Below are 25,423 nucleotides of genomic sequence, written 5' to 3' on the forward strand. Positions count from 1 at the left end.
AGCCGCGGGTGTGACAGCCCGGCGGAGAAAGTCTTCAGTTCGACTCGGACGCCCTGCCTAGGTACCACACCTAGGACGGGTCGTTGACCCGCGCGGAGAAGTACACGACACCGCTGCCCTTGTGGCGCACCAGCAGCAGGAACGGCCGGTCCACGGTCACCTCGACCGGCTCGGACAGGTCCAGCGACAGTGCCCGCATCATCACGGCGGTCGCCGCCGCACCCTCCAGCCCCTGCTCGTCGATCTTGAGCACCGCCTCGTGGATGACCGCCTGGACAGCGAGCGGGTCCTCGCTGATCGCGCTCAGGTCCGCGTCGTCGGTGAAGACCGTGCGCACCCCGAGCCGGTTCAGTGTGGCCGTCAGCTCGGTCTGCAGCTTCAGCCGCAGCTTCGGCAGCCGCAGGCTCACCTTCTGGCGCTTGGTCGCGCCGAGCAGGCTCCGCAGCGTCCGCGAGTCCATTGTGGATAGCTCGCCGTCCGGGAGCAGCACGACCGCCTCGACACCGCCGACGGACGGCAACGCCACCACCTGCCAGCCGGACTGCCTCGCGTAGCCCACGTTCTCGCTGAGCCACATCGTCGGCACCGGCACCGCGCCGCCCGGCGCGTTGAAAGGCAGCGACTCGGTCGCGGCTTCCTCGAACTTGTGCCGCCAGCCGACCTTCAGGTACAGGGCGTTGACCAACGCGGCGACGGTGTCGTGCTTGATCACACCGGATGGCAACAACTCGGGAATCAGCTTCCTCGTCGTCTTCGCCACGTCGGCGTTGATCAGGTCACGGGAGCCTTCCGGGTCGTCCTTGAACGGTGCCGGGCGCACCGCACCGCTCGGCATGGCGCGCAGCGCGTCGGCGAAGGACTGCCGGATCCGGACGCGCTCGTCCGCCCAGAGGGTGTTAGCCACCTCGATCACCGGCTCCTGCTGGTCGCGCTGCGGCTCGTCGAGCCGTTCGGCCTTGCCCAGCAGCCGGATCAAGTCCTCGACTTCGGCCGACTTGTCTCCGAGCAGCAACGCGGCGAGTTCGTCCTTGGTCGTTCCCGCCGCTCCCCTAGTGACCAACGCGAGCGCGCTGGCGACCGAGAACGGCGACCACACGACGTTTCCGGCGGGACTGCCCGCCTCGGTGAGAACGTCCTGGACGGCGACGGTGAAATCCAGATGTGCCTGCACAGTCACCGGCGCGGATCCTCCAATGTGATCGTCTGCCCGTCCTGCGGGTGTGGTTTGTGCCCCTCGGCCGACTGCGGGCCGTTCGGCTTCGGACGCCGCGGCTCGCGGACCCCTGCCGAACCACCGGCCTCACCGGGACGCCCCCGTCCGGCTCCAGCGGCCACCCGGCGACGCAGTAACCGCCGGATCGCTGACCTGATCGCGCGTGTAATTGGGTTGGCCATACCCCCGAGTGTGCCACCGGACACAGTCCGGGGCAGTTCACCGCGAGCGAACGAACGCCGCGTGCCAGGCCACGGCCTGCGCGTCGGTCAGCGACGCCACCTGGTCGATCAGCACACGTGAACGCTGTGCGTCATCACCCGCTGCTTGCCATGCGGGCTGGAACGCCGGTTCCAGTGCCTCCGGTGCGCGCTCGCCCAGCGCGTGGAGCAACTCGGTCAACAGCCGGCGCTGCCGGTCCTGCATCGCCAGCCTGGCCGGGTCGCTCATCACGTACCGCAACGCCAGCGACTTCAGCAGCGCCACCTCGACAGCAGCCTGCCGTGGCACCGCGAGGTCCGCGGCGTACCTCGACAAATCCCCGTCACCGTGGATGCGCCGCGTCTCCCCCACCGCGGCGGACGCGAACCGCCCGACCAGTTCACTGGTCAATCGCTTCAACGCGACCTGCGCCCCGATCGACCCGTCGTACCCGGCGGCCGCGGCCACCGCGGGCAGGTCCAGCAGGTGCGCCGCTGCCGCCTCCAGCTCCGAGAACGGCTCGGCGGAGAAATGCTTGGCCGCCAGCTCCGCCACCGCCGCGCGTTCCTCCGCGTCGGTCAGCACACCGAGCGAGATCCGGCCGGCGCGCACACCGTCCTCCACGTCGTGCACCGAGTACGCCACGTCGTCCGACCAGTCCATCACCTGGGATTCCAGGCAGCACCGCCGTTCCGGCGCGCCCTGCCGGATCCAGTCGAACACCTCGCGGTCGTCCTCGTACACGCCGAACTTGCGCGCTCCCGCCGTGCGCGGCCACGGGTACTTCACCGACGCGTCCAGCACCGCCCTGGTCAGGTTCAACCCGGCGTCCCCGGCCTTGTGCTCCAGCCTGGTCAGGATCCGCAACGTCTGCGCGTTGCCCTCGAAACCGCCGCAGTCCACCGCCGCCGCGTCCAGCGCCGTCTCGCCGTTGTGACCGAACGGCGGGTGCCCGATGTCGTGGGCGAGGCCGGCCGTGTCGACGATGTCGGGATCGCAGCCCAGCTCCTCCGCGATCTCCCTGCCGATCTGGGCGACTTCCAGCGAGTGCGTCAGCCTGGTCCGCGGCACGCCGTACACCTCGGTGCCCTCACCCGGCCCGACGACCTGGGTCTTGCCCGCCAGCCTGCGCAACGCCGCAGAGTGCAGCACTCGGGCACGGTCCCGCGAGAACGGGCTCCGCCTTGGCGGCGACATGCCCGGCAGCCCGCCACCCTTGCGAGGTTCCTCGAGCCTCCGGGCCGCGTCGTGCGCCGTGTACGTCACTGGAGATCAACACCGATGTCGTCGGCGGGCGCGTTGAAGACGCGGTAGTACAACAGGGCCCCGGTCTCCCTGAGGATGTACTTCGCCTGGGTCTCCCTGGTCTGCACGACCGGGCCCGAGTGCGTCGGCGACGTCCACGCCGACAGTCCCGCGTCGTGGGCCATTGTGCGGGCCCGTAAGGAATGCCACGGGTCACTGACGATCACCGCGGACCGCCAGCCACGGTCCAACGCGGTCTTCGCCACCGCGTTGATCGTTCCCAGGGTGTCGCTGCCCTCGCCGACGACGATGACCTTGGCCCGCGGCACACCATGCGACGTCAGCCACAGCCTGCCTGCCTCGGCCTCCGTGTAGATGTCGCCTGTCCGCCGGCCGCCGCCGGTGATGATGTACCCGGCCACGCCACGGTCGAACAAGTTCTTCGCGTGTTTCAGACGGGCTTCGAGAATCGGGGACGGTCGGCCGTCGTACTGCGCCGCGCCCAGCACGACGACAGCATCCGCCTTGGTCCGGTCGTCCTGCCGGGCTTGCTGCCACACCCGGAACCCGGTGCCACCGACGACCAGGACGAGCATCAGCACGAGGCCAAGCAGGCCCCGGACGATCCACCTCCTGGTCCCCGCCGGACGGGTTTCAACGTTCACTCCCGCATCATGGCAGACGGGTCCGACAGTTCCGGCGTCCCGCTGGCCCAGAAGGGAATCCCCGCAGAAATCCCGGCCGAAATCCCGGTGGGAATCCCGGTCAGAGCCAGCCGCGTTCCTCGGCCAGCCTGGCCGCCTCGGCCCTGGTGCGGGCACCGGTCTTGCCGATCGCGGCGGACAGGTGGTTGCGCACCGTCCCCTCGGACAAGTGCAGCGACTTGGCGATGTCCGAAATGGTGCCGCCGTCGCTGGACTCCGCGAGCACCTCGCGTTCCCGCAGTGTGAGCGGACTCTGCCCGGTGGCGAGCGATTCGGCCGCCAGCGACGGGTCGACGACGCGCAGCCCGGCGTTCACCCGGCGAACCGCGTCCACGAGCTGCTCGGGCGGCGCGTCCTTGACCACGAACCCGGCGGCTCCCGCGGCCAGCGCCCGGCTCAGGTACCCGGGCCGCCCGAACGTCGTGCACATCACGACCTGGCAGCCCGGCATCTCGGCCCGCAGCTCGGCCGCCGCGGCGATGCCGTCCTTGCCCGGCATCTGCACGTCCAGCAGCGCGACGTCCGGTTTGGTCCGCCGGGCCGCTGGCAGCACGTCGTCACCGGTACCGACCTCGGCGACCACCTCGATGTCGGCTTCCAGGCCGAGCATCGCCGCCAGCGCTCCCCGCACGAGTGTCTGGTCGTCGGCCAGCAGCACTCTGATCACGTCGTCACGTCCGCGCGCACCATGAACCCGCCTTCTCCTCGTTGGGCCGCCGTCAGCCTGCCGTCCACCTTCGCCAGGCGCTCACGCAGCCCGGCGAGCCCGTTGCCGTCGTGGTCACCGTCGGCGGACCGTCCGCGACCGTTGTCCACGACCTCGATCCACGACTCGCCCAGCCTGATCTCACACCGGCTCGCGCCACTGTGCCTGATCACGTTGGTCACCGCTTCCCGCAGCACGTACCCGAACGGCTCCCGCAGCTCGCCGGGGACGTCGTCGACCGCCTGCGGCAGGTCGGCATCGATCCCCGCCGCCAACAGCGCCGCCTTGGCGGTGGCGATCTCGGCGGGCAACGACATCTTGCGGTAACCGGACACCGTCGCCCTGATCTCGGTCAGCGCCTGCCGCGACAGCCGCTCCACGTCGTGCACCTCCGCCAGCGCGCGCTCGACGTCCGGCGAGCTTTCCAGTATCCGCCGGGCCAGGCCCGCCTTCAGCGTGATCGTCGTGAGGCTGTGGCCGAGGACGTCGTGCAGGTCACGAGCGACCCTGACGCGCTCTTCGGCCACCGCGAGCGTCCTGATCTCGTCGCGGGCCAACTCCAGTTCGTCCGACTTCCGGAAGAACGCTCGCGCCGTGAAGATCGAGATGGTCAGCACCAGCATGATCACCCCGGAATCGAAGTCCGGCCTGCCGGTCTCGGCCGCCGTCGCGATCAACATCGCCGCCGTGCCGCACAGCCCGTACGCCAGCCCGATCCCGGCGGGCAGCAGTGCCAGCGCCGAGACGATCGCGAACGTCAGATAGGTCAGATCCTCCGCTTCGAGCAGAATCCCCAACACCACGGGAAAGACCGTGGCGATGGCCACATACAGCACGCGGACCAGCGGGGACGAGCACAGCCCGAACCGCAACGAGGCCATGTACGTGACCGAGTACAGCACGACGACAACCAGCACCACAGTGCCGACCCAACCCGCGTACTGCCCGCTGTAACCGTCGATCACCGCTCGAACGAGAAACAAAAGGAACGCGGCAGGGAAAAGCACCTGCCCGATCGTCCGCCGCCGGCTCGGCGGCGGCTCCGGCCAGGTCCACAGGCTGTTCACGAGCTCACGGTACGACGTCAACGGCGCGCACTGTCCAAACGGTAACGACGAATGACAAGCGCACCGAGCACCACCGTCCACGCCGCCAGGACGAGCACGCAGGTGAGCACGTTCTCCGACGACCCGAGCGCCGACGCTCCGATCTGGCTCATCCAGTACGTCGGCAGGATCTTCGCGATGACGCCGAACAAGCCGGGCAATGCCGACAAAGGCACCCAGAGGCCACCGAACATCGCCAGCACCATCATCAGCACACCGGTGATCGACTGCATGCTGTCGGCAGTGCCGTACTGCCCGAGCAACAAACCGAGCAACGCGAACGGAATCGCCGCCAGCCAGACCCCCGCGGTGACCTGAGCCCATTGCGCGGCGTCCAGCGTGACCCCCTGACCGAGCGCGCCGACCAGCGGAACGAGCACGACCGCGGGCAGTGCCACCACCATGCCGACAACGCCCTTGCCGACCAGGTACCCGGCTCCGCTCAGCGGGGTCAGCCGCAACTGCCGCTGCCAGCCGGCGTCCCGTTCGACGGCCACCCGCGCACCGGCGAACAACGCCGCGGAGAACGCGCCCCACGTGATCATGCCGACCATCAGACTGGCCTTCGCGTTCGCGTCGCCTTCGCCGAGGTTCGAGAGGAACACGAACATCAGGATCGGCAACGCGACAGTGAAGATCAGGAACTTGGCCGCGCGCAACGCCCGTTTGATCTCCAGTATCAGATATCCGGTGCTCATCGGGTGATCTCCTGTGCGGTGAGGGCGAGGAAGGCTTCTTCGAGTCCGGCGGCGCTGACCTCGATGTCGCGCGCGTCCGAGTAGTGCAGCAACGCTCGCAACGCGGCGTCGGAGTCCTTGCAGTGCAACTGGATCCGGTCGGCACGCCGTTCGGCGGACGCCACTCCGGGCATGTCGTCGAGCAGTTCGACCGGGACGCCCGGCAGTACGGCGGAGATCGTGCGGCCGGACGCCATCTCACGGACGCTGGCAACGCTGCCGTCCGCGACGACCTTCCCCGCGCGCATGAGGATCACGCGGTCGGCGAACTCCTCCGCCTCGTCCAGGTAGTGCGTCGCGAACAGCACTGTGCGCCCCTGGTCGGTGAATTCCCGCATCGACGCCCAGAACTCCCGGCGGGTGCCGACGTCCATCGCGGCGGTCGGCTCGTCCAGGACGAGCAGGTCGGGGTTGGCGACCAGGGCGACGGCGAACCGGACGCGCTGCCGCTGGCCGCCGGAGAGCTTGGTGCAGCGGCGATTCGCCAACTCCTCGACGCCCGCCCGGCGCATCGCCTCGGCGACCGGCAACGGCTTGCGGTGCAGCGAAGCGATCATCCCGACGGTTTCCTCGACGGTGGCGTCGTCGAGCAGGGTGCCGTTCTGCAACATCGCGCCGATCGCGCCTTCGGCGACCGCCTGGCGCGGGGTGTTGCCGAAGACCAGCACCCGACCGGTGTCGGGCGTGGTCAGCCCGAGGATCATGTCGACGGTGGTCGATTTACCCGCGCCGTTGGGGCCGAGCAGGGCGACCACCTCGCCGGGGGCGATCAGGACGTCGATCGCGTCGACGGCGCGCAACTCGCCGTAGGTCTTGGTCAGTTCCGTGATGCTGACCGCGGCTCCGTGTTCTTTCACGGTGTCGACGATGCGCCCTTTCCCGGCCTGATCAGCAGGCCGCTCGTCATGAATCCGACCATGACATTTGTCGTGGGCCCGTTACCACAAACCGCGGGCGACCTCACCTCGCTCGAGATCAACAACCCCGACTTATCCACAGTCGACAGTTGTCCACAGGCCCGGGCCCGGCGACTTTCCCCACCCCGGCCCCACTGGCCAGAGTGGAAGCATGCCGAACCGAGACCTGATCGATCTGGAAGCACTGTCCCTGCTGTTCCCCCACCGCGTGGCCCTCGCCGCCGACCTTGTCGACCTGGGCCTCACCGGCGCCACGGTGAACCGAAGATGCCTGCCCGGCGGGCCGTGGCAACGCCTTTTACCCGGCGTCCTCCTGCTCGACCGCACCGCTCCCACCAGGTGGCAGCTGATCCAGGCGGCGCTGCGGTATGCGGGTGAAGGCGCTGTGGTGACAGGCAGCGACGCGCTCACGCTGCATGGGTTGCGCCCGATGCTTCCCCACGGACGCGTGCACGTTCTGGTGCCCAGCAGGCGTTTCGTCCGCAGCAGTGCCAGTGTGCTGGTGGAGCGAACCCTGAGTCCGCCCCGTCCCGTGCTCCGGCACGGACTGCTGACGGCCCCGCTCGCCCGGGCCGCCGTCGACGCGGCGAGGCGGATCACCAGCCGGGCCGTGGTGAGCACGGTGTTCGCCGAAGTCGTGTTCCACAAGGGCGTCCGGCTGGACGAGCTGAACACCGAACTTGTCGTGGGCACACGGCGTGGCGCCGCGCTGTGTCAGGAAGTGCTGCACGACATGGGCGGGCGTATCCGCTCAGGTGTCGCGTCCCTGGCTCGTGACCTCGTCCTTCGCGCCGGGCTACCCCCGCCGCGATGGAACGCGCCCGTAGACGACGCCATGGGCAACCCCCTCGGCGCTGTCACCGGGACATGGGACGACATGCGGCTGGCGTGGGACGTGCACGCCTTCGACTTCGACCCCGATCCCGACAGCTACCCGACCGCGCTGAAACGAGGGTCCCGGCTGGCCGCGACCGGCCTCCTCGTTCTGCACACACCGGCCACCCGGCTGCGTTCCGACCCGCAAGGAGTGATCGCCGAGCTGATCGCCACGTTCGACCAAGCCCGAACCCGTGTCTGCCCGAGCGCTTGACCCGTCGCGTCACAAGCACCGCGTGGCCGGGTGTACGCCCCCAGCCGCCTGGCCGCGCGGCCCCACTTGTCTCCAACGAAAGGAGAACCATTTGCTGTTATAGCCGCGAATGTCCCTGCGGACGCTTGTTCCGAGGTCTGGTCGTCCGCATAGGCGATCGTCCGCAGTGGACGGAATCGCTCTGAATGGATTCGTGCTGTGTTCACGCTGCCGGTCCGGTCGCGGACCTCCACCCGCACCGACCGGCAGCTGGACAGGACACCGATCCATAGGCCTCCCGCATGAGCGTTCCGCGCCGATGAACCTGCGGGGCGGCATGGTGTCTACGCAGCCGGGCGGCGTGGTGGTGACCGCAGATCAAACCACCACAACAAGACAGCGTGTTCGCGGATGCGCAGCCTTCCGCCTGGAAGACATCCTCTGTTCCGTGCGTTTAGCGGGCACACGGCGCGCCGGTCGGCGTTGCGGTGATCTCCGCGCCGAGCGCTCTAGGTCGTACACGATCAGGGTGGGCGGAGGGCGTGAACGTCCGCAGTCCTTCAGTCTTTCCCATGTGGCCACGGCAGGTGGAGCTCGTCGGCCAGTGGGACGCACCGGGTCGACAGTCCGGGGAAGCGAGCGTGGAGCGCCCCCGGACGGGTGTCCCCGCTGTTTCCTCGTGAGTCCCGGTGTGCTGGCTGGGACTCACGAGGGACGGCAACCGCAGGTGAACCGCTCCCTGGAAGCTGGACTGGGAATCCAGTTCCGACTCTCCGGGAAGCGGTTCGGTGTATCCAGGAAGTTCGTTGTCTGAGCGGCAGCGGGAGGCTGCTTTCGCGTTGTTCGAGGCTGGGTATGGCGAGAAGGCCGTGTCGGCCCGGTTGGGGGTGTCTGCGACGGCGGTGCGACGCTTGCGTGATCGTTGGAGGCTGCGAGGCGCGGGAGCGCTGGTGATGAACCCGGGCAAGCGGTCGTTCACGTTCGAGTTCAAGCTCGAGGTCGTGCGCCGGTTCGTCGCGGGTGAGGCGAGCGCGATCGAGCTGGCACGCGAGCACGATCTGTCCTCGCCCAAGCTGGTGGAGGGCTGGGTTCGGGCGTACCGGCGTGACGGCGAGGAAGCGTTGCGGTCCAAGCGAAAAGGCCGACCGGCCAAGCCCGCCGACACCTCCAGGCTCAGCGAGCTGGAGCGCTTGCGGCAGGAGAACCTCGAGTTGTCCGCGAAGGTGGCATACCTGGAAAACTGCGGGCCTTGAAGGAGCAGGGGCGAGACCCGCACGCGGAGCTCACAACCGCGATCATCGAGACGTTCGGGCCGCCCACGGCCGCTACGGGCACCCGGCGGATCCACACAGTGCTGACCCGCCAGGGCTGGCAGGTGGCCAAGAAACGGTGCTCACGCTGATGAACACCCTCGGCCTGGTCTGCGAGGTCCGGTGGCCACGCCGCCACCGGTCCTGGCTCGGGCAGACCGGCACGACCGCCAAGAACGCACCCAACCGCGAGTTCACCGCGTCCGCGCCGGACACGAAATGGGTCACTGACGTGACCGAGTTCCGCATCGGGGACCGCAAGGTCTACGACCCTGCTCGCCGCGGCCGCACCGCTGGTGCACTCCGACCAGGGCTTTCAGTACCAGCACGCATCCTGGCGCACCCTGCTGGCCGACGCGGGTCTGACCCAGTCGATGTCGAGACGAGCCCACTGCCCGGACAACTCCGTCGCCGAGAACCTCTTCGGCCATCTGAAGGAAGAAATGGTCCACCACACCACGTTCGACACCGTCGCCGAGTTCACCACGGCCCTCGACGAGTACATCGACTGGTACAACCCGTGTCTCGGCCACTCGAGGGCCTGAGCCCGGTCGAATACCGAGCCCAGGCCCTCGCGGCCTGACCTTCAGTCAGCCAGTCCAGCTTTCGGGGACCAGTTCAGGGGCCAAGTCCTTCTCGGCCCTGTACCGGGTCAGCAGCCCGGCAGTTGGGCGGCCAGGTAGGCCTCGAGCTTGTCGATCGAGACTCGCTCCTGGGTCATGGTGTCGCGTTCGCGGACGGTCACCGCTTGGTCGTTGAGCGAGTCGAAGTCGACCGTGACACAGAAAGGAGTCCCGATCTCGTCCTGGCGGCGGTAGCGGCGGCCGATCGCGCCGGCGTCGTCGAAGTCCGTGTTCCAGTTGCGGCGCAACGCCGCGGCCACGTCGCGTGCCTTCGGGGAGAGGTCCGCGTTACGCGAAAGGGGAAGCACCGCGACCTTGATCGGGGCCAGCCTCCGGTCGAACCGCAGCACGACGCGCTTGTCGACACCGCCCTTGGCGTTGGGCGCCTCGTCCTCGTTGTAGGCGTCCAGCATGAAGGCCATCATCGCGCGGCCGACACCGGCTGCCGGTTCGATCACGTACGGCCGGTAGCGGGAGTCCGTGGTCTGGTCGAAGTAGGACAGGTCCACGCCCGAGTGGTTGGAGTGGGTCGTCAGGTCGAAGTCGGTCCGGTTGGCGATGCCCTCCAGCTCGCCCCACTCACCGCTGGCGATGCCGAAGCGGTACTCGATGTCCACCGTCCGCTTGGAGTAGTGGGACAGCTTTTCCTTCGGGTGTTCGTACAGACGGAGGTTGTCCGGATCCATGCCCAGATCGACGTACCAGCGCATGCGCTCGTCGATCCACGTCTGGTGCCATTCCTCATCGGTGCCGGGCTCGACGAAGAACTCCATCTCCATCTGCTCGAACTCGCGCGTGCGGAAGATGAAGTTGCCGGGGGTGATCTCGTTGCGGAACGACTTGCCCATCTGGCCGATGCCGAACGGCGGCTTGCGACGGGAGGTGGTCTGCACGTTCAGGTAGTTCACGAAGATGCCCTGCGCGGTCTCGGGCCGCAGGTAGGCCATGCCCTCGGCGGACTCGACCGGACCGAGGTAGGTCTTGAGCATCATGTTGAACGCGCGCGGCTCGGTGTACTGGCCGCGGGTACCGCAGTTGGGGCACGGTACGTCGGTCAGGTCGCTCTCGTCGGTCGCCTTGCCGGACCGCTGCTCGTACTCCTCGGCGAGCTGGTCGGCACGGAACCGCTTGTGGCAGCTCAGGCACTCCACCAACGGGTCGGTGAACACCTTCTCGTGGCCGGAGGCGACCCACACGTCACGGGGCAGGATCACCGAGGAGTCGATGCCGACGACGTCCTCGCGGCCCTGCACGACGGCCTTCCACCACTGCCGCTTGATGTTCTCCTTGAGCTCGACGCCCAGTGGCCCGTAGTCCCAAGCCGACCGCGTACCGCCGTAGATCTCCCCGGACGGGTAGACGAAGCCACGGCGCTTGCAAAGGCTGACGACGGTATCTATCCGATCGGCGGGCACGAACACTCCATACAGGTACACGGGGAACAGCTCGGGGACTGCCAGGGTAGCCGCCTGTCAGCGGCCACCACGAGGGGATTCCCCTTTCACCCCATTGGCTTGATCGACACGGATCCGACTTGTGATGCACGCATACGAATCCGACCATTCACCAGAGAGGATACCGCCGAAGGGACCAATCGATGACCACGGTCGAACACCACCAGGCAGAGGCACACCGCCACACCCACGGGCCAGGCTGCGGACACGAGGCCGTCGTGCACGCCGACCACGTCGACTACCTGCACGACGGCCATGTGCACCGGGAGCACGTGACTGACCGCGGCGTGCACTACGACGAGTGCGACGTCTGCACTTGTCCCCATTGCTCGGACTCGTGCGCTGTGTGCTCGTGCTCGGACTGCGCATGTCCGACGTGCAACCACGCGGCGTGTTCGTGCAGCTCATGCTCGGATTCGTGCGCCAACTGCACCTGCGCCGACTGCAGTTGCCCGACTTGCGAACACGCAGCGTGATCCGGCACGAGTAGCGGACGCGTCTCCACACCCCGTTCCTGGAGTTGGACGTGTTCACACGTTCGTGTGCACCTCGTGCCCCCAGGACCAGGGGCGATTCAGCGAGTTCAGCGGGGCATGGCTGGACCGCTGGCGTCGCGTGGGCCCGCAGTACCGGCGTCGGCGGCAACCACGCTGACGCGGTTGTCGGCTTCACCGTCGGTGGCCGTGGTATGGACCTCGTAGGCGCTCGCGTCGCCGCGGGACAGGAACGGGATGACGTGTTCCCGCACGTCAAAGGGGGACATCGCGCGGCGGTAGGCGACCACCGAGGTGAATTCCACAGTCAGCGCCCAGCGGTCGGGGTCGTCGGCGGAGTGCCCGAGCACCGCGCGGACACAGCCGTCCTGGGCGGTCAGCAGTCGTATCGCCTTGGTCGCGTCGGCGGAGAACCCGGCTGACTCCGCTTCCGGCACGGTGAACCCACAGACCAGCAGCACGCTGACGCCTTTCTGCCCGACACTACGATGCGACGACACGGTATCGCCGAGCCGAGGAGGCACACCGTGCGAGGCAGAAGGAACATGCGGGCGCAGCTCATCGCCGGTGACGGGCCGCTGGCGCGGGTGCGGCCGATCGCCGTGTTCGTCGTGGTCATCGCACTGTTTTTGACCGGTGTGCTGGTCAGCGGCCTGATCGGGGCCGTTCTGCTCGGGCTGCTCGCGGCCGGTGTCGGCGTCCTGCTCGCCACCACGTGGTCGGTGCTCAGGCCCAACGAACGGCTGCTGCGCGTGCTCGTCCTGGGGATCCTGATCGCCGTCGCGATCATCCAGCTGCGCTGAACACGACTACCGAATTCATTAGCGACTAGACTTGGGTCAGGGGCGAACCTAGCAAGTGAGGTGGCTGATGCTCGAACAGTCGACGACAGACCTGGGCGTTGATCCGGCCACCACTGAGCATTCGCCGGGGCGGACATCGACAGAGCCAGCTCCAGGGCGCTCACCCGCGACGCTGACCGCGGCGGGCGACCTGCTGCGTGCTCTCGCGGCGCCGGTGCGGATCTCGATCGTGCTGCAGCTGCGTGAGTCCGACCGGTGTGTGCACGAACTCGTCGAAGCGCTCGGGGTGGCCCAGCCCCTGATCAGCCAGCACCTCCGGGTGCTGAAGTCGGCGGGCGTCGTGTACGGCGAACGACACGGCCGTGAGGTGGTCTACCGGCTGGTCGACGAGCATCTCTCGCATATCGTGGTGGACGCGGTAACGCATGTGGAGGAGGCTCACACTTGATGACGATCAACCGCACGCCACCCACCACGGCCCGGCGCTCGACCAAGCAGCGCGCCGCGGTCTCGGAGCTCCTCAACGACCTGGACGACTTCCGTTCGGCCCAGGACCTGCACGAGGAACTGCGCAAACGTGGTGAGGGGATCGGTCTGACAACGGTCTACCGGACCTTGCAGTCGTTGGCGGACGCGGGCGAGGTGGATGTGCTGCGCACGGACACCGGTGAAGCGATCTACCGTCGTTGCTCCAGCCACCACCACCATCACCTGGTGTGCCGCGTATGCGGTCGCACGGTGGAGGTCGAGGGCCCGGCGGTGGAGAAGTGGGCAGACCGGGTCGCCGAGGAGAACGGCTTCTCCGAAGTCAGCCACACCGTGGAGGTCTTCGGTACCTGCGCGAGCTGCACCAAGTCGGGCTGACGACCGCCCTTTCGAGCTGATCGACGCCGGTCAGGCCCCCCGATTCGGGGGCCTGACCGGCGTTCGGCGCTAGTGGTTGGCCAGCGAGAGCCCGGTCAGTACTCGTACGGGTCCGGGGGTTCGGGGACGGACTGGAAGTCGGTCACCGTCACCGTGGGCACGTGCCGGGATTCTTTGGTGGACGTGCCTGGCTGGTAGCGCACGACCGCTTTCACCCAGGTGTCGCTGACCAGGGTGTTCAGTCCTTGCCCTTCGAGCTTCACCTTCACCGGGTAGGCGTCCGCCGCGCAGCAGCCGATGGCGAGCCGCGCCAGGTAGGTGGAGTCGCCGTTGTGCGCGATGAAACCGGTCAGGCGGATGTTGCGGTCGTTCAGCGTTCCGGCCTTGTCCCAGGCCGCTCGGTCGACGAAGTCCATCACGCGCTGGTCGACCACGTCTCCCGCGGGCAGCGCCGGGAAGCTGTACTCCGCGGCCGGTGGTGGCGGCGTTCGTCCCGCTGCCCTGTTCACCGCGTCCTCGCCGAGCGCCGGGGGCGCCAGGAAGACCGCGAGGACCGGCAGGATCAGCAGCCAGGTGCTGTGTGACTGGATGCCGTGCCCGTGGTCATGGCCGTGGTCGTCCACGGCGGCCGTCACCTGTTCCGGCTTTCTCGCCGCCAGCACGTCCCGGGTGATCGACACGAAGGCGATCACCACCATCACCGCGCCCGCCGCGATCAGCCATGCCTGCTGGCCCGGTTTGACGTAGCGCAGGTAGGTGCCGTTCAGCGCGATCTTCAGCAGGGCCCCGCCCAGCAGGACCAACAGGATGTTCTGCGTTTCCCGCTTCACCGCACGCCTCCGAACACCACTAGTCCCGCCACGACCCCGCAGACGATCGCCACCGCGAACGTCATCGGCGCGAACCGGAAGGCGAACTTCTTGCCGAACGTGCCCGCCTGCAGCGCCACCAGTTTCACGTCCACCGCCGGGCCCACCACGAGGAACACCAGGCGCGGCAGCAGCGGGAGCATCGACAGCGACGCGGCGACGAACGCGTCGGCCTCGCTGCAGATCGCGAGGATCACCGCGAGCAGCGCCATCACGATCACGCCGAGGATGATCTGCCCGCTCAGGCTTTCCAACCACGACGCGGGCACGACGACGCTCAGCACCGCCGCGGTCAGGCCACCGATGACCAGGAAGCCGCCCGAGTCGACCAGGTCGTGCCTGGCCGTTTCGACGAAGGTCACCCAACGGGAGCGGCCGTCCCGGTCGGGCAGGCGCCGCAGCGCGCGCTCGGCCATCCACTCCAGCTTGCCGAAGCGCGCCCACAGCCATCCCATCACGATGGCGGTCGCCAGCGAGCCGACGAACCGGGCGAGGACCATTTCCGGGTTGCCGGGGAACGCCACCGCCGTCGAGACCAGGACGATCGGGTTCACGGCGGGCGCCGCCAGCAGGAACGCCAGCGCGACCGACGGCGCCACGCCCTGCTGGATCAGGCGCCGCGACACCGGCACCGACGCGCATTCACAGCCGGGGAGAGCGACACCCGCGACGCCTGCCACCGGCACGGCCAGCGCTTGCCTGCGCGGCAGGACCTTGCGCAACACGCTCGGGGGCACGAACGCCGCGATCGCGCCGCTGATGAGCACCCCGAGCACCAGGAACGGGATCGCCTGGGCGCACACCGCGACGAACTTCGTCGCCCCGGTGCGGATCTGTTCGGAGCTGAGCAGGCTCGCCAACTGGTCCTGGAACACCACCGCGGCGACAAGAAGGACGCAGAGGATCTCCAGCGACCCGATCGGCAGTCGGCGCTTCCTCGGCGCCGGATGATGATGCGTGTCTTCTTGATCCGCTGCGACTGTGGTCACTGGTGCGATCCCGCCACTAGATCCGTCCGGAACGAGGAGGCACCGGACACGACCAGCATGAACAACGTGCCCAGCGCGTTGACGTCGAGACCCTCCGCGGGGAACGTGTAGCGCAGAGTGACGTCGATGCCGTGGTCAGTGTGCACGACCGCCGCGGTTCCGAACAGGGCCTCTCCGCCCCTGTTGGCGACCGACGTCATGACCTCCGCGGAGTCCGGCAGGTCCCACGCCACCACGCACTGCAGGCTCAGCACGTTGAGGCCCTCGGCCAGTTGCATGGCCTGCACCGCGCAGGGCACTTCGCCGTGCCGGAAGGTCAACGCGCCGTCGTCGTCGACGAAGACGTGGTGGTACATCTCCAGTGCCTCGCGGGCCTTGCTGAGCAGTGCCGCCGTGCTCGCGGCCTCGCTTGTCACTGTGGATCTCCCGTTGTTTCGTTGGCGGTCGCCGCGTCGATGGCGCCACCGAAGCGGCGGTCGCGGTTGGCGTACGCCTCGCACGCGCGCCAGAGGTCACGGCGGTCGAAGTCCGGCCACAGGATGTCCATGAACACCATTTCGGCGTACGCGGACTGCCACAGCATGAAGTTCGAGGTGCGCTGCTCACCGGACGGCCGGATGAACAGGTCCACGTCCGGCATCTCGGGCTGGTAGAGGTATTTGGCGATGGTCCGCTCGTCCACCCGGTCGGGGTTGATCTTGCCTGCCGCGACGAGCTTGGCGACCTCCCTGGCGGCGTCGGCGACCTCGGCGCGGCCACCGTAGTTGACGCACATCGTCAGGTTGAGCACATCGTTGTCCTTGGTGCGCTCGTCGGCGATCTTGAGCTCGTTGACCACGCTGCGCCACAGCTTGGGCAGCCGGCCCGCCCACCGCACGTGCACGCCGAGCGCGTCGAGTTCGTCGACGCGGCGGTGGATGACGTCGCGGTTGAAGTTCATCAGGAACCGGACCTCGTCCGGGCTGCGCTTCCAGTTCTCGGTGGAGAAGGCGTAGACCGACAGCCACTTCACCCCGACCTCGATACAGCCCTTCACGACGTCGAGCACGACTTCCTCGCCGCGCTTGTGGCCCTCGGTGCGGGGCAGGCCGCGCTGGTTGGCCCAGCGACCGTTGCCGTCCATGACGATGGCGACGTGCGCGGGCACCTGGTCGAGCACAGGCGGTTTCGCACCGGACGGATGCGGGTCCGGCGGACGGAACTCGGGCCGCTCGCGGTCACGGCGTCGGCGAAGCAACGAACTGCTCCTTCGGGGCTGGGAACAGGGGCACTGACAAGGTACTCACCCCGCGGGTGCGCCCCTGTGGCCACCGCCGTGCGGGCGGTGGCCACAGCCACAGCCACCGGGCCTACTCCCAGGCGCGGACCGGGTTGCCGAGCCAGCGGCTGCGACCCGGCAGGTCCTCGCCACGCATCACCAGCGACACCGGGCCGACCGTGGTCGCGGTGCCGACCGTGGAGCCCGGCAGCGCGATGCTGTTCGGGCCGAGGGTCGCGCCGCCTTCGACCCGGACGGTGTCCAGGCGCATCAGGCGGTCGTGGAACAGGTGTGTCTGCAACACGACACCCCGGTTCACCGAAGCACCCGCGTCGAGGTGCACGAGGTCGCTCTCGGGCAGCCAGTGCGTCTCGATCCACACGCCACGGCCGATCCGGGCGCCGAGGCTGCGCAGCCAGGTGTTCAGCCACGGCGTGCCCGGCGAGCTGCGCACGAGCCACGGCACGGCCAGCAGTTCCACGAAGCAGTCGAACAGCTCGTTGCGCCACACGAACGAGCTCCACAGCGGGTGCTGCCCTGGCCGGAACCGGCCGACGAGCAGCCACTTCGCCGTGGTGGTGAGCGCACACGCGAGCACACCGACAACTCCGAGCAGCACACCGCTGATGGCCAGCGCCATGCCGAGGCCGAAGTTGGTGACGACCTCGTCGAGCACGGCCAGTGCCATCACGCCCAGCAGCGCGCTGAGCACGATCGGCACCACACGGCACGCCTCGATCGCGGCTCGCGCGAGGACAAGCCGCCGCGGTGGTTCGAACGTGCGGGTGGCGTCCACTGTCTCCGCGACGCGCGGCAGTTCGATGGCGGGCCGTCCCAGCCACGACGACCCCGGCGCGGACACTGCGGGGGCAGAGGACAGCACCCCGACCAACGCGCGGTCCGGGACTGCTCGGCCCGGCCCGAGGATGCCGGAATTGCCGAGGAAGGCGCGTTCACCGACCTGCACGTGCCCCAGCCGCATCCAACCGCCGCGCGACTCGAACGGCGCGAGCAAACCGTCGTCGGCGAGGAAACTGCCGTCGCTGACCCGAGTCAACCGTGGCAACGTGACGACTGTGGAAGCCTCGACGTTACGGCCGACACGGGCACCCAACGCACGCAACCAGGTTGGGGTGGCAAGGCTGGCGTACAAGGGAAAGAGATTCACCCGGGAACTACGCATGAGCCGGTCGGTGAGCCACACGCACCAGGCCGCTCGACCCAGCGCCGGATGCGTGCCGTCGGCTATGCCCATCCCGGCCAGACGCACCAGTGAGACGACAACCCCGGCGTACACGACCACCGCACCCACTGTCGCGAACGGAACGATGAGGACCATGTGCCACATGAAGGCACTCAGGGTTTCGTCGTTGCGGACCAACGAGTACCCGAGCAGCACCCACGGGATCGTCAGCAGCACAGGCAGTGCGGCCAGGCCGATGAGCGACGCCGTGTACACGGCGTTCCAGCCACGAGCGCGGGTTGTGCCGCGGGGCTCAGGCCAGTCCTCGCCCGCCGCACCGACGTCATGCAGGGGCGTGCCCGCGTAGCGACGACCGGCCGGAACCGTTGCGGTGACGCAGGAACCCGGCAGGATTTCGGCACCGTCGCCGATACGCGCGCCCGGCAGCACGGTGCTACGCGTGCCGACACGGGTGTCGGCGCCGATGTTGATCGTGCCGACGCGCAGCACGTCACCGTCGAGCCACCAGCCCGCGAGGTCGACTTCGGGTTCGATCGTGCACCGGTCGCCGAAGACCGCGAGGCCGGTCACCGGGGGCATCGAGTGCAGCATGACGTCCGCGCCGACGGCGCAACCGAGGACGCGGGCGTACCGGGAAGCCCAGTGCGTACCGGTGAACCCGGACATGCCGAACGTGGCCGCGATGCGTTCCAGCGTCCACAACCTCAGGTGGACGCGCCCGCCGCGGGGATGTTCACCGGGGGTGATCCCCCGCCGCAGCAGGCGGGTACTCGCGTACACGATGCCCAGCCTGCCGATCGGGCTGACCAGGGCGAGCCAGATGCCCAGCGCGATCCACCACGACGTCCGGGGCGCCCACGGGTCCGGGTCGATCAGGTCGACCAGGTCGTTCAGGATGATCAGGGCGAGCACCCATTTCGCGCCGGTCAGGGTGAACAGCACGAACTGCACGGCCGCCTGCACCAGCCCGGCACGCCGGGGCGTCGGCAGGACTGTGCGGGTCCCGGGTTCGTCCACGTGCAGGGTGTCCAGCCAGCCGGCCTGGTCGGAGAGACTGGGCCGCTGGTAGACATCCGGTACCGAGACCGCCGGGAAACGCTTGCGCACCAAGGAGACCAGTCGCGCGGCGGCCAGGCTGCCGCCGCCGAGGCCGAAGAAGTCGTCGCCGCGGCCGGCCTGCACACCCAGCACTTCGGTCCACTGGTCGCCCAGCCACTGCTCGGTTTCGGTCCGGAACGGCTCGGCGTCGGCGGTGGTCGTGGTCAGCGGCCACGGCAACGCGGCCCGGTCGACCTTCCCGGAGGTCTTCATCGGCAACGCGGGCAGTTCGACCAGACGCGGAACCAGGCCCGCGGGCAGACGGCCGGTCAGGATCTCCCGGGCATACGTCTCGTCGAACGTCTCGCCTGGCACGACATAGCCAACAAGCACAGGCGCACCGGTCGCGGCCTGGTGCACCGCGCACGCGGCGGCCGTGACACCGGGCAACGCGGACAACGCCGCGTCGATCTCGCCGAGTTCCACTCGCCGTCCGGAGATCTTCACCTGGTCGTCCACACGGCCGACGAACAGCAACCCGGCGGCCTCGGCGCGGACGAGATCGCCTGTCCGGTACGCGCGTTCCCAGCCAAGGGCCGCCAGCGGCGCGTACCGCTGGGTGTCACGGACCGGGTCGAGGTAGCGGCCGAGACCGACACCGCCGATCACGAGCTCGCCCACTTCGCCATGCTGGACGAGGTTGCCCGCGGTGTCGACGACCGCGAGTTGCCAGCCGTCCAGGGGCAACCCGATCCGGACGGCTTCGTTGTCGTGCAACCGTGACGCGCACGCCACCACGGTCGCCTCGGTCGGGCCGTAGGTGTTCCATACCTCTCGTCCGTCGGCGGCAAGTCGTGTCACCAACTCGGGTGGACACGCTTCGCCACCGAGGATCAACAACCGCACACCGTCCAACGACTCACGCGGCCACAGCGCGGCGAGCGTCGGCACGGTCGACACGACGGTGACCTTGTGGTCGGCGAGCCAGGTCCCGAAGTCCACACCGGACCGCACCTGGTCACGAGGCGCCGCGACGAGGCACGCGCCGTGCCGCCACGCGAGCCACATCTCCTCGCACGAGGCGTCGAACGCGACCGACAACGCGGCCAGCACACGGTCACCCGGCCCGATGGGGTCGTCCTGGCAGAACAGCCGCGCCTCGGCGTCGACGAACGCGGCCGCCGCGCGGTGGGTGACCGCGACACCCTTGGGCGTGCCGGTCGATCCGGACGTGAAAATCACCCAGGCGTCGTCCGAGTTGTTCGGAGCTTTTCGCACGGCGGCCGCACCGCGACCTGAATTGTGCGAAATTATTTCGAGGTTCGCACCGAGGACGGCACACACCCCGGCCTGTACCCAGACGACGTCGGCCCGGTCGGGTGGATCGTCGAAATCCACAGGCACATAGGCGGCGCCAACGGACAATACCGCCAGTATGCCGACGTAAAGGTCCGATGTGCCGGACGGAATACGCACTCCGACGCGGTCCCCCGCGCCGACGCCTGCGGCAACCAGCCGCTCAGCAACGGCGTTCACCTGCGAAGACAGTTCGGTGTACGTCAGGCAAACGTTCTCGTCCGCCAAGGCGGGCGCATCAGGGAAAGTTCCCGTGGTCACCGCCAGAATGTCGACAAGCGTGCGCGGCGACGGACTCGAATCGGACGTGAAAACAGCAAAACCAGACCCGCTCATTACTACCCCTTTAAGTTCCCCTGCCCTGATTCATGCACCCATCGATAAGGACGATCGAGAGCGCACGAAGTTGTGCGTGACAAGGGCAACACCCAGAGCCGCCGGCGAAGTCAGTATGATTTGCGCTCAACAAGCGGCAGAGACCGCAGTTGACGCTCCAGGTGCCATTGCAGGTGGGCGGCCACGAGACCGCTGACTTCGCGGCGGGCGGAGGAGTTGGACAGGTCCGCCGTGTCCCAGACGCCATGCATGAGCGCGTCCATCAGCACGAACGAGTCCTGCGCCGGGCTGGCTGAGCCAGGCGGACGGCACACGGGACACACCGCGCCCCCCGCGGGCACGCTGAAGGACTGGTGCGGGCCCGGGGTACCGCACTTGGCGCACTCGAACACCGCAGGCGCCCACCCCGCGAAGGCCATGGCCCGCATCAGGAAGGCGTCCAGCAGCAGCGACGGATCGCGCTCGCCCGCCGACAACGCCCGTAAGCAGCCGGCCACCAGCATGTACAGGCGCAGCACGGGCTCGCCCTCTTCGGCCGAGAGGCGCTCGGCCGTCTCCAGCACCGCGCAGGCCGCCGTGTAGCGCTGGTAGTCGTCGACGAGTTTGGGCGCGAAGGCGTCGACCGTCTCGACCTGGGTGATCACGTCGAGCGTCCGGCCGGTGTAGCACTGCACGTCGACGTGGCAGAACGGTTCGAGCCGGGCGCCGAACCGGGATGTCGTGCGCCGCACGCCTTTGGCCACCGCGCGGAGCTTGCCGTGGCGGCGGGTGATCAGGGTGATGATCCGGTCGGCTTCGCCGAGTTTCTGCACGCGCAGCACTACGCCTGTGTCGCGGTACAGAGTCACCTGGTCATTGTCTCAGATCGGCCCGTACCGCGAGAACGCGTTCAGCATGAAGAAGAACATCAGGAATCCGAACACCAGCATGACCCCGCCGATCACGGTGGCGACCACGCACAGCGTCTTGGTGGAGTCCGACGCCTGCCTGGCCAGATCCGGCTGGCCCATCGCCCAGTACCGCTCCACCTGGCCGGACTTGATCAGCGCCGCGATCGCGACCGGCCAGAACAGGAAGATCGCGCCGATCGCCCAGCCGAGGTAGTTCGGTGGCGGCGGCTGTTGTGGGAGGTACGCCGGGTAGCCGTACGGCGGCGGGTATCCCGGCTGCGGGTAGCCCATCGGCTGGTAGCCGGGCGGCGGCGGATAACCCGGCTGTTGCGGATAGGGCGCGAACGGCTGCTGGTAGGTCTGCTGCTGGGCGTCGAGGTACTCGGACGGAACCGGATCCTGCGGCCGTTCAGCCATCGCTCACTCCCCTGCCCTGTACGAGCCAGGATTCCAGAAAACGACACAGAGCGGGTGTCAATGGCGCAACTCAGGCGGCGATGACGACTGTTCCGGCCAGCCGGTCGTGCCCGCCGCGGTAGGTGCTTTCGTCGAACAGCGCGGACACGGCGGGCACAAGGTTCGCGGGAACGCTGGAGATCGCGCGGATGAAGGCGTGAGTGAAACCGGGCGGGCGCCCGGTGGCCACCCGCACGACCTTCACGCGCGCCAGCCGCTTGCCCGGTGTGGCACCGGTCTTCGCGACCAGCACGGTCTCGTACACCACCAGCACGACCTGTGTGGCGAGAAGCACAGTCAGGAAACTGTCCGGGACCGCGACGGCGACGACGATGTACACCGGCAGGAACACGATCACGATGTCGGCCAGCTTGGCCACGATCCGGCCGCCGAGCGGGGCCAGCAACACCTCTCGGAGCTCGCCGACCACCGCGGTCGCCACGTCGGCCCGGTGCGCACCGAGCATCAGAAACCCAGCCTGCGCAACTGCTTCGGGTCCCGCTGCCAGTCCTTGGCGACTTTCACGTGCAGGTCGAGGTAGACCTTCGCGCCCAGCAGCGCCTCGATCTGGGTACGCGCCGCGGTGCCGACCTTCTTGAGCCGCTCACCCTTGTGGCCGAGGATGATGCCCTTCTGGCTCGGCCGCTCCACGTACAGCTCGGCGTGCACGTCGATCAGGTCGTCGCGGCCTTCCCGGAACGCCATCTCCTCGACCACCACCGCGATCGAGTGCGGCAGCTCGTCCCGCACACCTTCCAGCGCGGCCTCCCGCACGAGCTCGGCGACCAGCGTCACCTCGGGCTCGTCGGTCAGCTCACCCTCCGGGTACAGCGGCGGCCCCTCCGGCAGCTGCGTGACCAGCAAGTCCGACAGCTGCCCGACCTGGTAGCCGTTCACCGCGGACACCGGGATGAACTCGGCGAAGTCCATCAGCTCCTGCGCGGCCACCAGCTGCTCGGCGACCTGCGCGGGACCGACGAGGTCGGTCTTGGTCACCACGCCGATCACCGGCGTGCGCTTGGACACCTTCGACAGCTGCTGGGCGATGAACCGGTCACCCGGCCCGATCTTCTGGTCGGCGGGCAGGCAGAAGCCGATGACGTCCACTTCGGACCACGTCGACATGACCACGTCGTTGAGCCGCTGGCCGAGCAGGGTGCGCGGCCGGTGCAGACCCGGTGTGTCCACAATGATCAGCTGGGCGTCCGGCCGGTGCACGATGCCGCGGATGGCGTGTCTGGTGGTCTGCGGCTTGCTGGAGGTGATCGCCACCTTGGTGCCGACCAGCGCGTTGGTCAGGGTGGACTTGCCCGCGTTCGGGCGACCCACGAAACAAGCGAAACCTGACCTGTGGCCGTCGGGAATGTTCACCCGACCATTGTCGCCTACGCCAGCTCCCCTCGGGCATTGGCACGGAGCACGGGCGCAGTCGGCGACAGGTCGTGCACGGCGGCGAGCGATTCGGCGTCCACCGAGTCCGCGTCGGTGACCACGGCAGCGGCTTCGAGGCCGTCGGCTCCGCTGGCCACGGCCGCGGCGACGGCGGCCTGGAGCGCGGTCAACCTCAACGACGGCAACGCGACCGTGCAGGCGGAGTACGTCCGGCCCATCGTGTCGCGGACCGCCGCGCCCTCCGCGGCACCTGTCCGGGCCCTGGCCGACCGCGCCAGCGTGATGATCTTGCTGTCCTCCGGGTCGAGCTCAGCCACGCTCGCCGCTCCTTTCCTTCACCGGTACATCGTCAAGCGTCTTAGCCGAACGGCACACCACCACGGTGGTGATCCGCATCCGGCCGCGGTTGTCCTTGCCGCCTTCAGCGCGCATCCGCAGCCCCGCGACCTCGGCCTCCGCGCCGGGCAGCGGCACCCGGCCGAGGCTCTGGGCCAGCAGGCCGCCGACGGTCTCCACGTCCAGGTCGTCGAACTCGGCACCGAACAGCTCACCCAGGTCCTCGACCGGCAGGCGGGAGCTGACGCGGACCGCGCCGTCCTCGAGGTGCTCGATCGGCGGCCGGTCGTCGGTGTCGGACTCGTCGGTGATCTCGCCGACGATCTCCTCGATGATGTCCTCGATCGTCAGCAGGCCCGCGGTGCCGCCGTACTCGTCGACCGCGATCGCCATGTGGTTGCGCGACAGCTGCATCTCCTTGAGCAGGTCGTCCAGCCGCTTGGTGTCCGGGACGAACTCGGCAGGCCGCATCAGCTCGTGCACCTGGCGCGCCGTGTCGCCGCTGTCGACGACCTGCTTGACCAGGTCCTTGAGGTTCACCACGCCGACGATGTCGTCCACGCTCTCGCCGATCACCGGCAGCCTGGTGAACCCGGTGCGCATCGACAGCGCAAGCGCTTGCCTGACGGACTTCGCCTGCTCGATCCAGATGATCTCGGTGCGCGGCACCATCACCTCGCGTGCGATGGTCGCCCGCAGCTCGAAGACAGAGTGGATCATCTCCCGCTCGTCCTCGTCGACCACGCCGCGTTCACCGGCGAGATCGACGAGCTCCCGCAGCTCCACTTCGGACGAGAACGGGCCTTCCCTGAACCCCTTGCCCGGCGTGATCGCGTTACCGATCACGATGAGCAGGCGGCTCAACGGCCCGAGCACCAGCCCGAGCGCACGCACGGGCGCGGCGGCGACCAGGCCGACCGCGTACGGGTGCTGACGACCGAGCGTCCTGGGACCAACACCGACCAGCACGTACGACACGACGACCATGCCGACGCCCGCGATCAGCACCGCGAGGCCGTCCGGCTGGATCAGGTTGAGACAGGCGACGGTGAACAGCACCGTCGCCACGAGCTCACAGGCCAGCCGCAGCAGCAACAACAGGTTCACGTGCCGCGGCCGGTCGCTGACCACGTACAGCAGCTGACGCGCCCCGGCGCGGCCCGCGCGGAGCAGGCCCTCGACGCGCGCCCTGGAGACCGCGCTCAGCGCCGCGTCGGCCGCGGCGAACAGTCCCGCGAACAGCACCAGCAACACCGCGACTACGAGCAGCGTGGCGGAGTTCGACGTCACCGCGGGGCCTCGCTTCAGTTATGGGGGCGTTTCGGCTCGTCCAGCCCGACCGCACCGAGCACCTTGTCGTCGGCGGTTCGCTGGACGGCCAGCCGTCTCGCTTCGGCCCTGGCCACCCGGAAGTCCGCCAGGATCCTGTTCTGCAGGGAGAACATCTCGCGTTCCTCAGCGGGTTCCGCGTGGTCGTAGCCGAGCAGGTGCAGGCAGCCGTGCACGGTCAGCAGGTGCAACTCGTCCAGCAGGCTGTGGCCCGCCTTGCGCGCCTGGTCCTTGGCGAACGCCGGGCACAGCACGATGTCGCCCAGCAACGCCGGACCCGCCTCCGAGGCGTCCGGGCGGCGCACGGAGTCCAGTTCGTCCTGCGGGAACGCCATCACGTCCGTCGGACCGGGCAGGTCCATCCAGCGCTCGTGCAGGTCGGCCATCACGTCGAGGTCGACGAGCATGATCGACAGTTCGGCGAGCCTGCTGACGCCCATCCGGTCGAGCGCGAACCGGGCGGCGGCGACGATCGAGGCGTCGTCGACCGCCACGCCGGATTCGTTGGCTATCTCGATGCTCAC

29 protein-coding genes are annotated in these 25,423 nt (G+C 68.6%); 8 read left to right on the forward strand and 21 right to left on the reverse strand.

All coding sequences use genetic code 11. The annotated features are described in order from the left end of the window. Positions 1-70: 70 nt before the first annotated feature. The 7 genes from ALI144C_RS32725 to ALI144C_RS32755 form a co-directional block, all read right to left on the reverse strand. Positions 71-1,177, reverse strand: a complete 1,107-nt coding sequence (locus ALI144C_RS32725) for a serpin family protein (protein WP_076991077.1) — start codon at positions 1,175-1,177, stop codon at positions 71-73. 255 nt (positions 1,178-1,432) lie between these two features. Next, on the reverse strand, positions 1,433-2,680 hold the full coding sequence (locus tag ALI144C_RS32730) for a deoxyguanosinetriphosphate triphosphohydrolase (RefSeq protein ID WP_076991078.1): 1,248 nt from the start codon (positions 2,678-2,680) through the stop codon (positions 1,433-1,435). Further along, positions 2,677-3,324, reverse strand: a complete 648-nt coding sequence (locus ALI144C_RS32735) for a YdcF family protein (protein WP_441297581.1) — start codon at positions 3,322-3,324, stop codon at positions 2,677-2,679. Before ALI144C_RS32735 ends, ALI144C_RS32730 begins: the two co-directional genes overlap by 4 nt. Positions 3,325-3,424: 100 nt before the next feature. Continuing rightward, positions 3,425-4,030 carry a response regulator transcription factor gene (locus ALI144C_RS32740; RefSeq protein WP_076991079.1) on the reverse strand — a complete coding sequence of 202 codons (606 nt, stop codon included), beginning with the start codon at positions 4,028-4,030 and terminating at the stop codon, positions 3,425-3,427. Beyond that, positions 4,027-5,136: a sensor histidine kinase gene (locus ALI144C_RS32745; protein WP_237774433.1), complete on the reverse strand. Its 1,110-nt coding sequence runs from the start codon at positions 5,134-5,136 to the stop codon at positions 4,027-4,029. Before ALI144C_RS32745 ends, ALI144C_RS32740 begins: the two co-directional genes overlap by 4 nt. A 17-nt stretch (positions 5,137-5,153) precedes the next feature. After that, a complete protein-coding gene (locus tag ALI144C_RS32750; protein WP_076991081.1) occupies positions 5,154-5,873 on the reverse strand; it encodes an ABC transporter permease in 720 nt (239 codons plus the stop codon). Beyond that, the gene (locus tag ALI144C_RS32755) at positions 5,870-6,769 is read right to left on the reverse strand and encodes an ABC transporter ATP-binding protein (RefSeq protein ID WP_237774434.1); all 900 of its coding nucleotides are present in this window, start codon (positions 6,767-6,769) and stop codon (positions 5,870-5,872) included. Before ALI144C_RS32755 ends, ALI144C_RS32750 begins: the two co-directional genes overlap by 4 nt. Positions 6,770-6,980: 211 nt before the next feature. Here ALI144C_RS32755 and ALI144C_RS32760 point away from each other — a divergent pair, with 211 nt between their 5' ends. The 4 genes from ALI144C_RS32760 (at position 6,981) to ALI144C_RS54800 (ending at position 9,753) form a co-directional block, all read left to right on the forward strand. Further along, a complete protein-coding gene (locus ALI144C_RS32760) occupies positions 6,981-7,919 on the forward strand; it encodes a hypothetical protein (RefSeq protein ID WP_083753601.1) in 939 nt (312 codons plus the stop codon). 767 nt (positions 7,920-8,686) lie between these two features. After that, on the forward strand, positions 8,687-9,151 hold the full coding sequence (locus ALI144C_RS32765) for a transposase (RefSeq protein WP_441297582.1): 465 nt from the start codon (positions 8,687-8,689) through the stop codon (positions 9,149-9,151). Further along, complete coding sequence (locus ALI144C_RS55835) at positions 9,148-9,300, forward strand: hypothetical protein (RefSeq protein ID WP_168211404.1); 153 nt, start codon at positions 9,148-9,150, stop codon at positions 9,298-9,300. Before ALI144C_RS32765 ends, ALI144C_RS55835 begins: the two co-directional genes overlap by 4 nt. A gap of 204 nt (positions 9,301-9,504) precedes the next feature. Beyond that, the gene (locus ALI144C_RS54800) at positions 9,505-9,753 is read left to right on the forward strand and encodes an IS3 family transposase (protein ID WP_168211405.1); all 249 of its coding nucleotides are present in this window, start codon (positions 9,505-9,507) and stop codon (positions 9,751-9,753) included. Between the two features lie 107 nt (positions 9,754-9,860). On the opposite strand, the gene ALI144C_RS32775 is transcribed toward ALI144C_RS54800, so the two are convergent. Continuing rightward, the gene (locus ALI144C_RS32775) at positions 9,861-11,246 is read right to left on the reverse strand and encodes a glycine--tRNA ligase (RefSeq protein ID WP_076991084.1); all 1,386 of its coding nucleotides are present in this window, start codon (positions 11,244-11,246) and stop codon (positions 9,861-9,863) included. 340 nt (positions 11,247-11,586) lie between these two features. On the opposite strand from ALI144C_RS32775, the gene ALI144C_RS59195 reads away from it, so the two are divergent. Further along, on the forward strand, positions 11,587-11,775 hold the full coding sequence (locus tag ALI144C_RS59195) for a hypothetical protein (protein ID WP_193441241.1): 189 nt from the start codon (positions 11,587-11,589) through the stop codon (positions 11,773-11,775). 93 nt (positions 11,776-11,868) lie between these two features. Here the strand turns inward: ALI144C_RS59195 and ALI144C_RS32785 are convergent, their stop codons facing one another. Then, the gene (locus ALI144C_RS32785; RefSeq protein WP_076991086.1) at positions 11,869-12,240 is read right to left on the reverse strand and encodes an antibiotic biosynthesis monooxygenase family protein; all 372 of its coding nucleotides are present in this window, start codon (positions 12,238-12,240) and stop codon (positions 11,869-11,871) included. Positions 12,241-12,306: 66 nt separating this feature from the next. Here ALI144C_RS32785 and ALI144C_RS32790 point away from each other — a divergent pair, with 66 nt between their 5' ends. The 3 genes from ALI144C_RS32790 to ALI144C_RS32800 all read left to right on the forward strand — a co-directional run bounded on the left by ALI144C_RS32790 (position 12,307) and on the right by ALI144C_RS32800 (position 13,446). Further along, positions 12,307-12,582, forward strand: a complete 276-nt coding sequence (locus tag ALI144C_RS32790) for a hypothetical protein (protein ID WP_237774435.1) — start codon at positions 12,307-12,309, stop codon at positions 12,580-12,582. Between the two features lie 67 nt (positions 12,583-12,649). After that, positions 12,650-13,030 carry an ArsR/SmtB family transcription factor gene (locus tag ALI144C_RS32795; RefSeq protein WP_076991088.1) on the forward strand — a complete coding sequence of 127 codons (381 nt, stop codon included), beginning with the start codon at positions 12,650-12,652 and terminating at the stop codon, positions 13,028-13,030. Further along, positions 13,030-13,446 (forward strand): Fur family transcriptional regulator, encoded by a 417-nt coding sequence (locus tag ALI144C_RS32800; protein ID WP_076991089.1) that lies wholly within the window; start codon positions 13,030-13,032, stop codon positions 13,444-13,446. Before ALI144C_RS32795 ends, ALI144C_RS32800 begins: the two co-directional genes overlap by 1 nt. A gap of 95 nt (positions 13,447-13,541) precedes the next feature. Here the strand turns inward: ALI144C_RS32800 and ALI144C_RS32805 are convergent, their stop codons facing one another. The 12 genes from ALI144C_RS32805 to ybeY all read right to left on the reverse strand — a co-directional run bounded on the left by ALI144C_RS32805 (position 13,542) and on the right by ybeY (position 25,423). Continuing rightward, positions 13,542-14,276, reverse strand: a complete 735-nt coding sequence (locus tag ALI144C_RS32805; RefSeq protein ID WP_076991090.1) for a TIGR03943 family putative permease subunit — start codon at positions 14,274-14,276, stop codon at positions 13,542-13,544. Further along, on the reverse strand, positions 14,273-15,304 hold the full coding sequence (locus tag ALI144C_RS32810; protein ID WP_076991091.1) for a permease: 1,032 nt from the start codon (positions 15,302-15,304) through the stop codon (positions 14,273-14,275). The genes ALI144C_RS32805 and ALI144C_RS32810 overlap by 4 nt, the downstream gene beginning before the upstream one ends. After that, a complete protein-coding gene (locus tag ALI144C_RS32815; RefSeq protein WP_076991092.1) occupies positions 15,301-15,720 on the reverse strand; it encodes a YbjN domain-containing protein in 420 nt (139 codons plus the stop codon). Before ALI144C_RS32815 ends, ALI144C_RS32810 begins: the two co-directional genes overlap by 4 nt. After that, on the reverse strand, positions 15,717-16,541 hold the full coding sequence (locus ALI144C_RS32820) for an isoprenyl transferase (protein WP_076991093.1): 825 nt from the start codon (positions 16,539-16,541) through the stop codon (positions 15,717-15,719). The genes ALI144C_RS32815 and ALI144C_RS32820 overlap by 4 nt, the downstream gene beginning before the upstream one ends. Before the next feature lie 112 nt (positions 16,542-16,653). Continuing rightward, the gene (locus tag ALI144C_RS32825; protein WP_237774436.1) at positions 16,654-20,421 is read right to left on the reverse strand and encodes a Pls/PosA family non-ribosomal peptide synthetase; all 3,768 of its coding nucleotides are present in this window, start codon (positions 20,419-20,421) and stop codon (positions 16,654-16,656) included. 185 nt (positions 20,422-20,606) lie between these two features. Then, positions 20,607-21,344, reverse strand: a complete 738-nt coding sequence (gene recO / locus ALI144C_RS32830; protein ID WP_076991095.1) for a DNA repair protein RecO — start codon at positions 21,342-21,344, stop codon at positions 20,607-20,609. Positions 21,345-21,356: 12 nt separating this feature from the next. Continuing rightward, on the reverse strand, positions 21,357-21,803 hold the full coding sequence (locus ALI144C_RS32835) for a CD225/dispanin family protein (protein WP_076991096.1): 447 nt from the start codon (positions 21,801-21,803) through the stop codon (positions 21,357-21,359). Positions 21,804-21,873: 70 nt separating this feature from the next. Further along, positions 21,874-22,308, reverse strand: a complete 435-nt coding sequence (locus ALI144C_RS32840) for an RDD family protein (RefSeq protein WP_076991097.1) — start codon at positions 22,306-22,308, stop codon at positions 21,874-21,876. After that, positions 22,308-23,207 carry a GTPase Era gene (gene era / locus ALI144C_RS32845; protein ID WP_076991507.1) on the reverse strand — a complete coding sequence of 300 codons (900 nt, stop codon included), beginning with the start codon at positions 23,205-23,207 and terminating at the stop codon, positions 22,308-22,310. Before era ends, ALI144C_RS32840 begins: the two co-directional genes overlap by 1 nt. 20 nt (positions 23,208-23,227) lie before the next feature. Continuing rightward, the gene (locus ALI144C_RS32850; RefSeq protein ID WP_076991098.1) at positions 23,228-23,551 is read right to left on the reverse strand and encodes a cytidine deaminase; all 324 of its coding nucleotides are present in this window, start codon (positions 23,549-23,551) and stop codon (positions 23,228-23,230) included. After that, positions 23,544-24,860 carry a hemolysin family protein gene (locus ALI144C_RS32855; RefSeq protein ID WP_076991099.1) on the reverse strand — a complete coding sequence of 439 codons (1,317 nt, stop codon included), beginning with the start codon at positions 24,858-24,860 and terminating at the stop codon, positions 23,544-23,546. The genes ALI144C_RS32850 and ALI144C_RS32855 overlap by 8 nt, the downstream gene beginning before the upstream one ends. Positions 24,861-24,874: 14 nt before the next feature. After that, positions 24,875-25,423 carry an rRNA maturation RNase YbeY gene (gene ybeY, locus ALI144C_RS32860; RefSeq protein WP_076991100.1) on the reverse strand — a complete coding sequence of 183 codons (549 nt, stop codon included), beginning with the start codon at positions 25,421-25,423 and terminating at the stop codon, positions 24,875-24,877.

Origin of the sequence: Actinosynnema sp. ALI-1.44 (assembly GCF_001984155.1) — a bacterium.
Lineage (GTDB): Bacteria > Actinomycetota > Actinomycetes > Mycobacteriales > Pseudonocardiaceae > Kibdelosporangium.

What these genes read in the sequence shown, in the direction of transcription:
- ALI144C_RS32760 (WP_083753601.1), top strand. Translation starts at nt 6,981, where the DNA reads ATGCCGAACCGAGACCTGATCGATCTGGAAGCACTGTCCCTGCTGTTC.
- ALI144C_RS32840 (WP_076991097.1), bottom strand. Translation starts at nt 22,308, where the DNA reads ATGCTCGGTGCGCACCGGGCCGACGTGGCGACCGCGGTGGTCGGCGAG.
- ALI144C_RS32800 (WP_076991089.1), top strand. Translation starts at nt 13,030, where the DNA reads ATGACGATCAACCGCACGCCACCCACCACGGCCCGGCGCTCGACCAAG.
- ALI144C_RS32835 (WP_076991096.1), bottom strand. Translation starts at nt 21,803, where the DNA reads ATGGCTGAACGGCCGCAGGATCCGGTTCCGTCCGAGTACCTCGACGCC.
- ALI144C_RS32750 (WP_076991081.1), bottom strand. Translation starts at nt 5,873, where the DNA reads ATGAGCACCGGATATCTGATACTGGAGATCAAACGGGCGTTGCGCGCG.
- ALI144C_RS32795 (WP_076991088.1), top strand. Translation starts at nt 12,650, where the DNA reads ATGCTCGAACAGTCGACGACAGACCTGGGCGTTGATCCGGCCACCACT.